At 63.3% G+C, this 13,050-nt stretch carries 14 protein-coding genes; 11 read left to right on the top strand and 3 right to left on the bottom strand.

Annotation, left to right across the window (positions count from 1 at the left end):
- Positions 1-102: 102 nt before the first annotated feature.
- The 6 genes from BN1127_RS16330 to BN1127_RS16355 all read left to right on the top strand — a co-directional run bounded on the left by BN1127_RS16330 (position 103) and on the right by BN1127_RS16355 (position 5,860).
- Positions 103-1,599: an aldehyde dehydrogenase gene (locus BN1127_RS16330; RefSeq protein ID WP_042650126.1), complete on the top strand. Its 1,497-nt coding sequence runs from the start codon at positions 103-105 to the stop codon at positions 1,597-1,599.
- 125 nt (positions 1,600-1,724) lie between these two features.
- The gene (locus BN1127_RS22495; RefSeq protein WP_163138165.1) at positions 1,725-1,898 is read left to right on the top strand and encodes a hypothetical protein; all 174 of its coding nucleotides are present in this window, start codon (positions 1,725-1,727) and stop codon (positions 1,896-1,898) included.
- 125 nt (positions 1,899-2,023) lie between these two features.
- Positions 2,024-2,920 carry an EamA family transporter RarD gene (gene rarD / locus BN1127_RS16340; protein ID WP_042650128.1) on the top strand — a complete coding sequence of 299 codons (897 nt, stop codon included), beginning with the start codon at positions 2,024-2,026 and terminating at the stop codon, positions 2,918-2,920.
- 68 nt (positions 2,921-2,988) lie between these two features.
- A complete protein-coding gene (locus BN1127_RS16345; RefSeq protein ID WP_042650129.1) occupies positions 2,989-3,792 on the top strand; it encodes an AraC family transcriptional regulator in 804 nt (267 codons plus the stop codon).
- Between the two features lie 82 nt (positions 3,793-3,874).
- Positions 3,875-4,516, top strand: a complete 642-nt coding sequence (locus BN1127_RS16350; RefSeq protein WP_042650130.1) for a LysE family translocator — start codon at positions 3,875-3,877, stop codon at positions 4,514-4,516.
- A 234-nt stretch (positions 4,517-4,750) separates the two neighbouring features.
- Complete coding sequence (locus BN1127_RS16355) at positions 4,751-5,860, top strand: YeeE/YedE thiosulfate transporter family protein (RefSeq protein ID WP_231557509.1); 1,110 nt, start codon at positions 4,751-4,753, stop codon at positions 5,858-5,860.
- 96 nt (positions 5,861-5,956) lie between these two features.
- On the opposite strand, the gene BN1127_RS16360 is transcribed toward BN1127_RS16355, so the two are convergent.
- Entirely contained in the window at positions 5,957-6,616 is a 660-nt protein-coding gene (locus BN1127_RS16360; protein ID WP_171268560.1) for a chromophore lyase CpcT/CpeT, read from the bottom strand.
- Between the two features lie 321 nt (positions 6,617-6,937).
- Here BN1127_RS16360 and BN1127_RS16365 point away from each other — a divergent pair, with 321 nt between their 5' ends.
- Positions 6,938-7,594 (top strand): VIT1/CCC1 transporter family protein, encoded by a 657-nt coding sequence (locus BN1127_RS16365; RefSeq protein WP_042650131.1) that lies wholly within the window; start codon positions 6,938-6,940, stop codon positions 7,592-7,594.
- A 105-nt stretch (positions 7,595-7,699) separates the two neighbouring features.
- Positions 7,700-8,149 carry an SRPBCC family protein gene (locus BN1127_RS16370; protein ID WP_042650132.1) on the top strand — a complete coding sequence of 150 codons (450 nt, stop codon included), beginning with the start codon at positions 7,700-7,702 and terminating at the stop codon, positions 8,147-8,149.
- Between the two features lie 86 nt (positions 8,150-8,235).
- On the opposite strand, the gene BN1127_RS16375 is transcribed toward BN1127_RS16370, so the two are convergent.
- Positions 8,236-8,736 carry a DUF1993 domain-containing protein gene (locus BN1127_RS16375; RefSeq protein ID WP_042650133.1) on the bottom strand — a complete coding sequence of 167 codons (501 nt, stop codon included), beginning with the start codon at positions 8,734-8,736 and terminating at the stop codon, positions 8,236-8,238.
- A 291-nt stretch (positions 8,737-9,027) separates the two neighbouring features.
- Between BN1127_RS16375 and ydfZ the strand changes: the two genes are divergently transcribed.
- From ydfZ to fabF, 3 genes are all read left to right on the top strand, one after another.
- Positions 9,028-9,225, top strand: coding sequence for a putative selenium delivery protein YdfZ (gene ydfZ, locus BN1127_RS16380; protein ID WP_042650134.1), 198 nt, complete (start codon positions 9,028-9,030; stop codon positions 9,223-9,225).
- Between the two features lie 267 nt (positions 9,226-9,492).
- Positions 9,493-10,020: a winged helix-turn-helix transcriptional regulator gene (locus BN1127_RS16385; RefSeq protein WP_042650135.1), complete on the top strand. Its 528-nt coding sequence runs from the start codon at positions 9,493-9,495 to the stop codon at positions 10,018-10,020.
- The gene (gene fabF / locus BN1127_RS16390; RefSeq protein WP_042650136.1) at positions 10,017-11,294 is read left to right on the top strand and encodes a beta-ketoacyl-ACP synthase II; all 1,278 of its coding nucleotides are present in this window, start codon (positions 10,017-10,019) and stop codon (positions 11,292-11,294) included. The genes BN1127_RS16385 and fabF overlap by 4 nt, the downstream gene beginning before the upstream one ends.
- Before the next feature lie 261 nt (positions 11,295-11,555).
- Here fabF and BN1127_RS16395 read toward each other — a convergent pair whose 3' ends face one another.
- Positions 11,556-12,941, bottom strand: a complete 1,386-nt coding sequence (locus BN1127_RS16395; RefSeq protein ID WP_082030137.1) for a DUF4397 domain-containing protein — start codon at positions 12,939-12,941, stop codon at positions 11,556-11,558.
- Between the last annotated feature and the right edge of the window lie 109 nt (positions 12,942-13,050).

The raw sequence follows: 13,050 nt of genomic DNA on the forward strand, positions 1-13,050 counted from the left end.
GCGGCAAGTGTTTAATGAATTGTTACAAGATGGATTTACAAGCGGCAGGATGTTTAGCATATTGATACGCGAAGACGTTTTTTGCCGGTTCAAGGAGTGAACATGAGTGACCTGACCCTGGCCCAGTGGCAACACAAGGCCGCCCATCTGACCCTGCCCTCGCAAGCCTTTATCGATGGCAATTACCGGGATGCCGTCAACGGCGCCACCTTCGATTGCATCAACCCGGCCAACGGCCAGTTGCTGACCAAGGTGGCCTCCTGCGACGCCGCCGACGCCGAGCTGGCGGTGCAGGCCGCCCGCGCTGCCTTCGATGACAAGCGCTGGAGCGGGCTCTCCCCGAAACAGCGCAAGCTGATCATGCAGCGCTTCGCCGAACTGATGCGCCTCAACCAGGTGGAGCTGGCCCTGCTGGAGTCCCTGGACATGGGCAAACCCATCGGCGATGCCATGGGCTATGACGCCCCGGCCGCCGCCAACTGCATCGCCTGGAACGCCGAAGCCATCGACAAGATCTACGATCAGGTCGCCCCGGTGGAAGAGTCCGCCCTGGCCCTGGTGACCCGGGAGGCGCTCGGGGTTGTGGCGGCCATAGTGCCCTGGAACTTCCCGCTGGTGATGGCCTGCTGGAAGCTGGGCCCGGCGCTCGCTACCGGCAACTCCGTCATCCTCAAGCCGTCTGAAAAGTCCCCCCTCACCGCCCTGCGCATCGCCGGCCTTGCGAAAGAGGCGGGCATCCCGGACGGCGTCTTCAACGTGCTGCCGGGCTTTGGCCACACAGTGGGCGAGGCGCTGGCCTTGCACATGGACGTGGACTGCATCACCTTCACCGGCTCCACCAAGATCGGCAAGCATCTGGTGCAGTGCTCCGGCAAGTCGAACCTCAAACGCGCCTTTATGGAGTGTGGCGGCAAGAGCCCCAACATAGTGCTGGCGGACGCGCCTGATCTGGACGCCGCCGCCAGGAGTGCCGTGGGCGCCATCTTCTACAACCAGGGCGAGGTGTGCACCGCCGCCTCCCGCCTGCTGGTGCAGAACAGTATCAAGCCGCAATTCATGGAGCGCCTGCTGGCCCATGCCCGCGAGTGGATAGCCGCCAACCCGCTGGATCCCGCCACCCGCATCGGCGCCATGGTGGACGGCATTCAGATGGAGCAGGTGCTCAACTACATCGCCATCGGCCAGCAGGAGGGCGCCAGACTGCTGCTGGGGGGCAAGCGCACCCACACAGAGAGCGGCGGCTTCTATATCGAGCCCACCATCTTCGACGACGTAACCCCGCAGATGCGCATCTTCCGAGAGGAGATCTTCGGCCCTGTACTGGCGGTGACCGGCTTCGACACGCTGGAAGAAGCCATCGCGCTGGGCAACGACACCGACTACGGTCTGGCCGCCGCGATCTGGACGGCGGATCTCAACAAGGCGGTGAAAGGCTCCCGCGCCCTGCGCGCCGGCACCGTGTTCGTCAACAACTGGGATGGGGGCGACATGACGATGCCGTTCGGCGGCTTCAAGCAGTCCGGTAACGGTCGCGACAAGTCACTGCACGCCCTGGAGAAATATACCGAGCTGAAAAGTAACTGGATCCAGCTCGATTAACGTCGAATATGACGAGATCAGGCAATAAAGGGGGAGAAATCCCCCTTTTTCATTTTTACCCTTTCCTCAACAGCTTCAATCGATATAATCATCAAATAGACAAGCCCTTAAATATAAAGATAAAAATGCTGTTTTTTCTGGGAAGTGTACTGTTTCTGGTGGTGGGCCTGCCGCTGCTCTTCTTCATGCTGGGCGAGGGTGAGGCCTATGTGACCTGGGGTCCCTGGATCTCCGCCATCGCACTCATGCTGTGGCTGCTCATGGATGTAGAGAAGATCCGCCGCGGCGGTCGGCGCTGAGTCGATTCCATGCTGTAAAAATCTCGCCAAACGGCATTTATTAACTTCTTTCCCCCCAAAAGGATCGCTACACTGACTTTTTGCGATGTTTTCCAACATCCGACTCTCCAGTGAAGGTTATCCGCATGCAGCAACAGATCCAGCGCCAGGGCATCATCTATGCCCTGTGCGCCTATACCCTTTGGGGCCTGGCGCCCATCTATTTCAAGACCATTTCCGCCGTCCCGGCCGCCGAGATCCTGACCCACCGCATGATCTGGTCCTGCGCCCTGCTGATGGTGCTGACCCTGATCGGCCGCCAGTGGCACAAGGTGCAGGCGGTGTTGCGCCAACCCAGGGTGCTGCTCACCCTGGCCTTCACCTCGGTCACCGTCGGCGGCAACTGGCTGCTGTTCATCTGGGCCATCAACAACGGTCACATGCTGGATGCCAGCCTCGGCTACTACATCAACCCGCTGTTCAACGTGCTGCTCGGCATGGTGTTTCTGAGCGAGAAGCTGCGTCGCCTGCAGTGGTGGGCGGTGGGACTGGCGGTGATAGGGGTTGCCGTCCAGCTCATCGCCTTCGGCTCCCTGCCCTGGATAGCCCTGGTGCTGGCCTCGAGCTTCGCCATCTATGGCCTGATCCGCAAGAAGCTGGCCCTGGATGCCCTCACCGGCCTGCTGATCGAGACCATGATCATGTTGCCGCCGGCCGCCATCTACCTCTGGGGATTCGCCGACAGCCCCACCAGCCACCTCACGCAAAACGACTGGCACCTGAACCTGCTGCTGATCGCCGCCGGGGTCGTGACCACGGCGCCCCTGCTCTGCTTCACCGCCGCCGCCACCCGGCTCAAGCTCTCCACCCTGGGCTTCTTCCAGTACATAGGCCCCAGCCTGATGTTCATCCTGGCGGTCACCCTCTACGGGGAGGCGCTGGCGCTGGACAAGATGATCACCTTCGGCTGCATCTGGAGCGCTCTGATGCTGTTCAGCCTGGACGGGTTGCGCAGCGGCAAGCGGCGTCAGGGGGCCGGTTGAGCAGCCGAATGCCCGGCCACTGCAATAATCTACAAGCCAAGAGTCGGCTTTCGGGTTATCAATAGGCCATGAGCGCCTCTCCATCCCGCATCCATTACTGGCAATCCCGGCTGCTGCCGGGAGTTGAACTCTCCCACTCCCATCACAGGGAGTTCAGCTATGGCCGCCACGTGCACCTGGACTACCACATAGGTCTGGTGCAGCAGGGCGGCCAGAAGTTCATCCACAAGGGCAGCAGCCACAACCTGGTGCGCGGCCAGCTCTCCACCGTCAACCCTGACGAGATGCACGACGGCCTCAGCCTGCTGCCGGAAGGGTACGAGGTACGGGTGTTCGCCATCGCCCCTGAGCAGCTGGCCCGCTGGCTGCCAGACAGCCCGGAGCCCTTCTTCGATCAGGGCTTGCAGCGCCGACCCGACCTCTATCAGGGCTTCGCCCGGCTGCACATGTATCTGGATCAACCCGAGCCCGATGCCCTGCTGGCGGAGAGCCAGCTCTTGGCCCTGCTCGGCGAGCTGCTGCACCTGGCACCGGAGCGCCATGCCCTGGCGGATCCCCAGATAAGGTTCCTGCGCGACCATCTGCTGGGCCAGCTGGACGGGCACCACAGCCTGGAGGATCTGGCCGCCCTGTTCGGGCTGGATCGCTTCGCCTTCCTCCGTCAGTTCAAGAAGAAGACCGGCATGACCCCCTACGCCTGGCTCAAGCGGCTGCGTCTCGAGCGCGGCAAGCTCCTGCTCGCCCGTGGCCTGCCGGTGAGCGAGGTGGCACTGGCGGTCGGTTTCTTCGATCAGAGCCACTTCCACCATGGTTTTCGCCAGGCGTTCGGGCTGACCCCGGCGGACTACCGTCAGCAGATGCTCCCCAGCTGACCAACCCCACTGCAATCTTTTACAAGCCAGACCCTGCCCCCATCCCCCATGCTGCTGCCTCATCTTTGTAGCGAGGTATGCCATGTTCACCAGCCTGTTTCTGACCATAGGTCTCATCCACCTGATCGCTCTGGCGAGCCCGGGCCCGGATTTCGCGCTCATCCTGCGCACCAGCCTGCACAGGCCCACGGCGCTCGGGGCCGCGCTTGGCATCGCCATCGCCATCCTGCTGCACGCCACCCTCAGCCTCACCGGCATCAGCCTGCTGATCGCGAGCCAACCCTGGCTGTTCCTGGCGGTGAAGGTGGTGGGTGCCCTCTATCTGGGCTGGCTCGGCTGGGGAGCAATCAAGGCTGCGCGCCGCAACTCCGCCACCCAGGCACTGCGGGCTGGCGGTGAGTTGCAGGGCTGGAACCGGGGGCTCAGAGCCGGGATCGCCACCAACCTGCTCAACCCCAAGGCGCTGCTGTTCTTCATGGGATTGCTGGCGGCCATGGTGACACCCCAGGTGGATGGCCTGACCCGGGGCCTGCTGATCCTGGAGCTCTTCCTGCTCTCCCTGGCCTGGTTCGGGCTGCTGGCCTGGAGCCTCTCCACCGCCCGGGCTCAGCACCTGCTAAGCCGGGTGCAACGGCCCCTGAACCTGGTCACAGGGCTGCTGTTCGGCGCCGTCAGCCTCTCCATCCTGGTGGAGCTGGCCGGTGAGGCGAGCGCCTACATCTGAGCAATGCAAGCCACCCCCATCCCCGAGCGGGGCGAGCAGCGGCTCGGCCGAGTACAACGGCCTGCTGTTCGGTATCACCGGCCCAGTCTCTCCATCCTGGAGGAACTGGCCGGGGAGGTGAGCGCCTACATCTGAGCCATGCGGGCCAAGCCCGCCGTCAAGCGGGGTGGTATCGGACTCATTGTGGGATTAGGATGCACGCCTTCACCACAATAACGTTACGGATGTATCGGCATGACTCGACAATGGTCGCTTCCCATAGTGGCACTCGCGGGGGGAGCCTTGCTCTGGCTCGGCACCACCTTCGGCATGAAGTGGGCCCTGATGGCCCTCATCGGCTTCGGTTTCGGCTTCACCCTCTCCTTCAGCCGCTTCGGCATTGTATTCGGCTGGCGCGAGATGCTGACCAGGCGCAACAGCTACTACGTGCGGGTGCACCTGCTCACCATCGCCATCGAGATCCTGCTGTTCACCACCTTCCTCTCCTTCACTCACGCCCTCTTTGGCGATGCCATGGTGGGCAACGTCATGGCCATTGGCGTCCCCTTCATCGTCGGTGCCTTCCTGTTCGGCATCGGCATGCAACTGGCGGGGGTCTGCGCCACCGGCACCCTCTACTGCTGTGGCGAGGGGCAACCCCGTTTCTGGCTGGTGCTGGTCTGCTACGGCATAGGCACCCTCATCAGCAACCAGTTTCGTCCCGAGCTGGAGGCCAGCTTCTCCAGCCAGGTGGTGCTGGCCCGGGATCTGACCGGCAATCTCTGGAGCGGCATGCTGCTCAACCTGGCACTGGTCACCCTGCTCTTCCTGCTGTTTCGCAAGAGCGAACTCAATCGCACCGGTGAGGTGAAGCCCATCTTCGGCGGCGGCAACCTGTTCTGGCGCGACGGCCGCTTCACGGTGCTGACCGGCGGCATCCTTATCGCCCTGCTCAACTCCGCCGTGGTGGCCCTGCACGGTTCGGCCTGGACCATCACGGGCGCCGTCTATGACATGGCGCTGCGCGGCGCCTCCCTGTTCGGCCTGTTCGAGGGTAACCCCAAGCTGGCCCAGCCGCTCTTCATCAACCCCATGGTCGGCATGTTCTGGCTGGGGATCCTGGGGGCGGCGCTGGCCCGTTGCCTGAGCGGCGGCGGCAATCACACCCCGATCCGCATAGGCAACAGCCTGGCGGCCATCATAGGTGGTCTGTTGATGGGGATGGGGGCCATGTACAGCGCCTGCAACCTGGGCGGCTTCTTCGACGGCACGGCGTCGGGCAGCCTGCACGGCTGGGTCTGGATGCTGATGGCCCTGGCGGGCAGCATCATAGGCATACGTCTGCGGCCGCTGTTCAAACTCTGATGCAGTAACGGGATGGCGCGGTAGACGCCATCCCGTCAATCTCCCTCCCCTTTATCCCGCCAATTGCACCGCCAGACGCTGGACACGCCGCCCTGCTCACTCCCCCCGTTGCTTCACCTTGCGCAGGTAGAGATACCCCTCTCCCGGGCTGCCCCAGCGCTGGCGGGCGCCGTTGTCATAGGCCCTGTCCAGCAGCCTGACGCTGTTGGGGCCTATCCAGAGGTATTGCACCAGGGTAGTGGCGCCGCCAAAGTCGGTGGCACAGCTGCCGACCTTGCTGTGGCCCGCGTACTCCCCGCTGACCTGGCGGGTCAGCCAGATCTCGCAGCCCTGGCGCAGGGAGAGCTGTTGCGGGGTGAGGGAGTCGAGCAGCTCGGGCTGACGCCAGGCGCCGGCGAAGTCGGTGGCCCTCGGCATGGTCAGCTCGGCCATCAGGATGCGGCCATCGGGCAGCGGGGAGAAACGGTAGATGCGCTGACGGAACGGGCGCACCGCCCGCTCGCTCAGGAACTGCTCGGCATAGACCCAGCGAAAGGGACCTTCCCCGGGCCAGATCTCCACCAGCCGCAGCTCGGCGCTGGTGAAACGCGGGTCGTAACCGGCCTGCTCCTGGCTGGAGAACTCGCCGGTGAACCAGGAGAGCAGCGGCTCCATCTTCCCCTGCACCGGTGACGGACTGGCCACGAAGGGAACGGGGTTGGCCCACACCAGGCAGGCGTAAAACAACCCTAGCAGGGCCACCATCAGCTTTGTCATCGAATCCTTCCGAGTCGCTTGCATGGCGGCGATTATATGAGCGAACGGCAACAATAACCTCAACCTTGATCAACTCCTTGCCAATACGCTGAAAAATCACTGTGTTAGCGAAGAAGTGCGACGCAGGACCGCGATCATGGCCACGGCAAGGCCAGAGCCCGAAACGTCCCCCCCTCCCCTGTCACCTTACGCCGTTTGTCCCCGCTGAGAACGCTCCGCTGTGCCAGACTTGACGGTGGCTGACTGGCGCATCGGGTCTCCTTGATCTTGCCCTGGGCCGCTTCCATGCTCATGTTTCAACGTGCATCCAGAGAACCTCCTATGAACTCACCCCGTTTTTCCCCCATAGATCCCATCTCCCGCTACTCGGAGATCCTGTTCGGCCTGCTGATGGTGCTCACCTTCACCGGTTGCTTCAATGCGTTCGAGGCGGGACGCGCCGAGGTCAGGGATCTGCTGATCGCCGGCATCGGCTGCAACATCGCCTGGGGCATTATCGATGCCATCGTCTACCTCATCACCACCCTGACCGAGCGGGGCCGAGCCCTGCGGTTGTTGCAGCAGTTGCGCCTGCTGACACCCGGTGATGAGAGGGGCATAACGGCGCTGCGAGACGCCCTGCCCGGCCCGCTGGCGGCGATCTGCCGCGACCCTGAGCTCAGGGACTGGCAGGTGCGTCTGCAGCAACACCCCGAACTGGGCCAGGGGGGCATCTGGCGCTGGAATGACCTGCTCAACAGCCTGGGGGTCTTCTTCATGGTGTTCCTCTCCACCTTCCCCGTGCTGCTGCCCTTCTTCTTCATGCAGGACCCCGTTCCGGCCCTGCGCCTCTCACACACCATCGCCCTGCTGATGCTGATGGGAATTGGCTATGGGCTGGCCCGCTATGCCGGTTCACCACGCCCTTGGCTTATCGGCGTGATCTTCGCAGTCGCGGGCGTCGCCATCGTACTGCTCACCATCGCCCTGGGCGGTTGAGGAGAAGCGCGGCGGGAGGCTTGCCCCTTGTTCCCCATCCGGCCAGCGGCCAACTTCGGCATGGGCAACTATTCTTGCTGCGGACCAACCGAGGAGGAGCCCCTCATGACGACAGGAATTGTGACCCTGCACCGCGTACTCAAGGCCCCGCCGATGCGGGTGTACAGAGCCTTTATCGAGGCGGACGCCCTGGCCAAGTGGCTGCCGCCCCATGGCTTCACCTGCCGGGTAGAGCAGCTGGAGGCCCGCGTCGGCGGCACCTTCAGGATGGCGTTCTTCAATTTCGGCAACGGCCACAGCCATGCCTTCGGCGGCGAGTATCTCGATCTGGAACCGGGCAAGCGCATCCGCTATACGGATCGCTTCGACGACCCCAATCTGCCGGGGGAGATGCACGTCACCATCACCCTCACCCAGGTGCTGTGCGGCACCGATCTCGCCATCGAACAGGCAGGGATCCCGGCAGCCATCCCGGTCGAGATGTGCTACCTCGGCTGGCAGGAGTCCCTGACCCAGCTCGCCGCCCTGGTCGAACCCGAGATCCCGAACGAATAACCCGGCACCATCCCGGGGATGTCGGGCCCGCAAAAAGCAAAGAGCCTGCCGGATGGCAGGCTCTTTTCATGTGCAATGCCCAGCACTCATTGCAGGTTCAGGCCGCCCAGGTAATCCCGCTTGCCCAGATCCACCCCGGCCTGGCGCAGCAGGGCATAGGTCATGGTCAGGTGGAAGTAGAAGTTCGGGATGCCGTACTCGTGCACGCAGCTGTGACCGTCCATCCCCTTGCCACCGGCCCAGTAGGGGTAGTAGTGGCCGCTCGCATACTGGCTGAAATCAGCCTCCAGCTTGCTCTGCAGATAGACGATGGTCTTGGCCACGTGGGCGCGCAGATCCGCCATGGTTTTGGGATCATCCCCCAGCACCGGCGGCTCGCTCAGGCTGGCGGTAGCGACCACGGCGCGAGCGCTGTCACAGCAGATCAGCACCTGCTTGGCCAGCGGCAGCATGTCGACGATGAGGCGCTCATTGAAGAAGTTCTCCACATTGAATTTCTTCGCCTCGGCGTGGGCCTCGGCCTTGGCCAGACACTGGTCCAGGTTGGTCAGCATCTTGATGAACTGGGCGGCGATATCACGATTCATAATGCACTCTCGGTTGGTTGAAGGCGGTAAAACGAGCGGCTCCACTATAGCGCATCCCCCTTGCAGTTCGAGCCCGGAGAGATGAAAAGCGGGGGCACCCTCCCCGCCCTGCGACAGGCAGTGGCGGCCTCGGCGAGGCACCCGTTGCCAGCGCACCCGGGCTGCCCGCCACCCCGAGTCCCTCTTTCCCCTTTTTTTGATCTGTGACAGGCATCTCGTTTTTCGATGGGCGTAGTCTGGAGCCCGTTGCCCCGGCACGGGCCGGGGCGCCAATCCCACAAGGAGAATGCCATGAAGATCTACGATCGAAACCGCAATGTGCTGACCCTGGGCCAGCGGGTGATGATTGCCGCCACCGGTGCGGTCGACACCCTGAAGGAGGCGCACACCGACAACCTGACCCCCTATGAGGCGGAGCATGAGAAGTGCGTGTTGCTGGCGAACAGCCAGAAGCGTTACGCTCCCATCGAGTTGATTAGACTAGGCTGATCCCGCTTTCCGTCACCCTACTCTTTACAATTCACCCGGCCGCCGCGCCCTGTCGGTGGCCGGGTTTCTGACTCCCATCTGTTTCTTTGAGATGTGCTCGCGCCATCTCCCCGTTATCTGGTCTCCATGGCCTATCCAACAGAGTGGATGCCCCAGCTTTCCCGCTCCCCAGGATGTCGCCCGCCACCGGGCGGCACGAGTCACTTGCATAATGGAAGTAAGGACCGTATGGTTACTTCCATTATGCAAGTAACCTGATGACACAACATGCGCAAGAAGAGTCTGAGTGAACAGCAGTGCCCCATCGCCCGCAGCCTGGATCACGTCGGCGAATGGTGGAGTCTGCTGATTATCCGCGATGCCATGCATGGCCTGTCGCGCTTCGATGAATTTCAAAAGAGCCTTGGCATCTCCCCCAACATACTGACCCGACGCCTGACCGCCCTGGTCGAGGGGGGCCTGATGGAGAAGCGGCTCTACTCCGAGCGCCCCCCTCGCTATCAATATGCACTCACCCCCCGCGGCCAGGATCTCAGCGCCGTGCTGATCGCGCTGCTCACCTGGGGCAACAACCACCTGGCGCCCGAGGGGGCCAGCATCCAGCTGAGAGATGCCCAGACGGGCGAACTGGTCGAGCCCATGCTGGTGGACAGGCACACCGGTCAGGAAATTTCACCCTCGCGCCACAGATTGGTGCCGGGACCGGCCGCCGGCGACGGCATGAAGCAGCGTCTGTGCCATGCCAATGGCGTGATGAGCGGCGATAACCCTTCGAAACAGGAATCAGAGTCATGAACGCACATCGTATCGTGGTAACGGGAATGGGAGCGGTGACCCCGCTTGGATATGGGGTGGAAACCGTGTGGCAGCGACTGCTGGCGGGCCAGTCCGGCTTGCGCCGCCTGCCGGAGGTCTTCACCGAAGGGCTGGCCGCCAAGGTGGGCGCCATGGTGCCGACCCTGGCCGAGGATCCCCTGGCCGGGTTTGACCCCGATGCCGTGGTGTCGACCAAGGAGCAGAAGAAGATGGATCGCTTCATCCTGTTTGCCGTTGCCGCGGCCAAGGAGGCCCTGTTGCAAGCCAACTGGGCCCCCGAGACGGCGGAGCAGCAGGAGCGCACCGCCACCATCATCGCCTCCGGCATCGGCGGCTTCCCCGCCATCGTCGATGCGGTGCGCACCACGGATGAGCGGGGCCCGCGCCGCTTGTCCCCGTTCACCATCCCCTCCTTCCTGGTCAACATGGCGGCGGGCCATGTCTCCATCAACTTCGGCTTCAAAGGCCCGCTCGGAGCACCGGTCACGGCCTGCGCCGCCGGAGTGCAGGCCATTGGCGACGCCGCCCGCCTCATTCGCTGCGGTGAGGCCGACATTGCCATCTGTGGCGGGGCAGAGGCCACCATAGACCGCGTCAGTCTGGGAGGGTTTGCCGCGGCTCGCGCGCTGTCGTCCGCCTATGCTGATGACCCCGAAGCGGCCTCCCGCCCCTTCGATGTCGACCGCGACGGCTTCGTGATGGGCGAAGGGGCCGGGATCCTGGTGATTGAGTCCCTGGAACACGCCCTGGCCCGGGGCGCCACCCCCATAGTGGAGCTGGTGGGGTATGGCACCAGCGCCGACGCCTATCACCTTACCGCCGGCCCGGAAGATGGAGACGGCGCTCGCCGCGCCATGATGGCGGCTCTGGCTCAGGCCGGCATTCAGGCTGCGGATGTCCAGCACCTCAATGCCCATGCCACCTCGACCCCGGTGGGTGACAAGGGGGAGCTCGTCGCCATCAAGCGCGTATTTGGTGACAACAACCAGATAGCGGTGACCTCCACCAAGTCCGCCACCGGCCATCTGCTGGGGGCCGCCGGGGGGATAGAGGCCATCTTCACCGCCCTGGCCATTCGCGATCAGAGAGTGCCTGCCACCCGCAACCTGCAGCAAGCCGACCCCCTCGCCGACGGCGTGGACATAGTGCGGGGCGCGGCCCGTGACATGGGGATCGAGCACGCCATCTCCAATGGCTTTGGTTTTGGCGGCGTGAATGCCAGCGTGCTGTTCAAGCGCTGGCGGGGGGCCTGATCTCGCCGGCGACTGGGCTGCTTGCCGTTGACTGACCTGTCGGCGAACGCCTCGCCGACACTCTTCATCTTGGGACACCCACCTTTTTGAGCTCGACCGCCAACCACTGCGACACGCACAACAAGATGGGTGTCCCAGATTTCCTGCTCAAAAAGATGGGAGACCCGAACTTCCGCCTCCCAGATCTCCTGCCATAAAAAGACCCAAACTGAAGGGCTCAGTCTGGGTCAGGTTGCAAGTCAGTTGACTAGCAGAGGGTCATCATTTGCTGCTGATATCGTCCAGGATCAGCAGCTCGGGATCCACACCACCGACACTGTCAGACAGGGCCGCGGCTGTCAGCACCTGACCATTGACCAAGGTGACCGGCAGGGGACCGATGACCGGGGTCTTGTCACCCGAGGCCGTGACGGTGACATAGTAATCCCCGGCAGCAAGGGCAAGATAACCACTGTCAGCCTTGAAGGGTACGGCGCTGAGCGCCGGTGACGCACCGCTGATGTCCGACCCCGCAGTCAGGTAGACGTCCACCGCCGGTGCCGTGGGGGCGGCATGGAGCACACGCAGTTGTGCCTCTGTCGCCACCACACGACCGCTGTCGGTCAGCAGCAAGGGCTCTATGGTTTCACCGGATGGGTCCAGCAACTGACCCACGGCAAACAGGGAGTAGCGGGTACCCGCCTTGAGCGGCACATCACTGGCATTGATGACTTCCGGGGTAGTGGCTCCGGTTGGCGTGACCACAAAGTCATAATCGCCGGCGGCCAGGCTCAGGTAGGAGGTGTTCGCCTTGAAGGCCAGTCCTTGCAGCGGGGCCGCTGTCGGCGCAACGCCATTCACCCAGATATCGACGGCAGGGGCATCAGCGACGGCATGGACCCCCCTCAGCTGAGCCTGCTCATCGGTAGACAAGATGGGGGTGGCGCCAGCATCACCGATGGCAAGCAGTTGTACCGGGCTTGGCCCCGCCCCCAGGTTGTCGATCGCCGCCATCAGCAAGTCGGTACCCGCGTTGAGCGTCAGCGGGCCAGAGTCATAAACCACATCCACTGTCCCCGGCAAGGTCAGCCTGATCTGGTATTCGCCTGCCGGCAGGGTGAGGGGGTCGCTATAGGTTTTGAACGGTATATTGGCCAGCGTCGGGCTGGCCAGTGCGGCCCCCGGCGCGGTGACATGGATGTCGACGGCCGGTGCACCGGGTGCGGCATGCACCACCTGCACACGAATATCGCCTCCCGTTGGTGCCTGGTTCGGCCGCTCAATCACCAGCGGGCCGAAGGCGGTATCCCCGCTCCCCGCCAGTTTGCCCACTGCCAACACGTCGTACTGAGTGTCGGGTTTCAGGTCGAGGGACACCGGGCCTATGACGGTCGAGGTGCCGCTCGGCAAGATCCCGTCCACCGCCACTTCGTGGCTGCCAGCGGCAACCGGCTTGAGCCCGCTGCTTGAGCCATAGTCGACGGCCGTCAGGAAAGGGGCACCGTCGACATTGACATTCACCTTGGGGGCATCAGGGGCTAAGTGGCTGATCCTGATGGCGGCATTGGGCGGACTGCTGTCATTTTCACTGCCTCCGCATGCGGCCAGACCCAATACCATAGCTAGTGCGGCACAACGTTGAATCCATTTCATCTGGTCATTCTCCATTGGTTGGTCCCCACGGGCATATGCAGCTCGCTAATGACTGGATCATCACCTTTTGCTTTTTATTTGCTCAGGCGGTGCGCGGCATGGACGGCAGACACCCCCTTCCCCG

Source organism: Aeromonas media (assembly GCF_000819985.1).
Lineage (GTDB): Bacteria > Pseudomonadota > Gammaproteobacteria > Enterobacterales > Aeromonadaceae > Aeromonas > Aeromonas media.

What these genes read in the sequence shown, in the direction of transcription:
- BN1127_RS16330 (WP_042650126.1), top strand. Translation starts at nt 103, where the DNA reads ATGAGTGACCTGACCCTGGCCCAGTGGCAACACAAGGCCGCCCATCTG.
- BN1127_RS22495 (WP_163138165.1), top strand. Translation starts at nt 1,725, where the DNA reads ATGCTGTTTTTTCTGGGAAGTGTACTGTTTCTGGTGGTGGGCCTGCCG.
- rarD (WP_042650128.1), top strand. Translation starts at nt 2,024, where the DNA reads ATGCAGCAACAGATCCAGCGCCAGGGCATCATCTATGCCCTGTGCGCC.
- BN1127_RS16345 (WP_042650129.1), top strand. Translation starts at nt 2,989, where the DNA reads ATGAGCGCCTCTCCATCCCGCATCCATTACTGGCAATCCCGGCTGCTG.
- BN1127_RS16350 (WP_042650130.1), top strand. Translation starts at nt 3,875, where the DNA reads ATGTTCACCAGCCTGTTTCTGACCATAGGTCTCATCCACCTGATCGCT.
- BN1127_RS16355 (WP_231557509.1), top strand. Translation starts at nt 4,751, where the DNA reads ATGACTCGACAATGGTCGCTTCCCATAGTGGCACTCGCGGGGGGAGCC.
- BN1127_RS16360 (WP_171268560.1), bottom strand. Translation starts at nt 6,616, where the DNA reads ATGACAAAGCTGATGGTGGCCCTGCTAGGGTTGTTTTACGCCTGCCTG.
- BN1127_RS16365 (WP_042650131.1), top strand. Translation starts at nt 6,938, where the DNA reads ATGAACTCACCCCGTTTTTCCCCCATAGATCCCATCTCCCGCTACTCG.
- BN1127_RS16370 (WP_042650132.1), top strand. Translation starts at nt 7,700, where the DNA reads ATGACGACAGGAATTGTGACCCTGCACCGCGTACTCAAGGCCCCGCCG.
- BN1127_RS16375 (WP_042650133.1), bottom strand. Translation starts at nt 8,736, where the DNA reads ATGAATCGTGATATCGCCGCCCAGTTCATCAAGATGCTGACCAACCTG.
- ydfZ (WP_042650134.1), top strand. Translation starts at nt 9,028, where the DNA reads ATGAAGATCTACGATCGAAACCGCAATGTGCTGACCCTGGGCCAGCGG.
- BN1127_RS16385 (WP_042650135.1), top strand. Translation starts at nt 9,493, where the DNA reads ATGCGCAAGAAGAGTCTGAGTGAACAGCAGTGCCCCATCGCCCGCAGC.
- fabF (WP_042650136.1), top strand. Translation starts at nt 10,017, where the DNA reads ATGAACGCACATCGTATCGTGGTAACGGGAATGGGAGCGGTGACCCCG.
- BN1127_RS16395 (WP_082030137.1), bottom strand. Translation starts at nt 12,941, where the DNA reads ATGGAGAATGACCAGATGAAATGGATTCAACGTTGTGCCGCACTAGCT.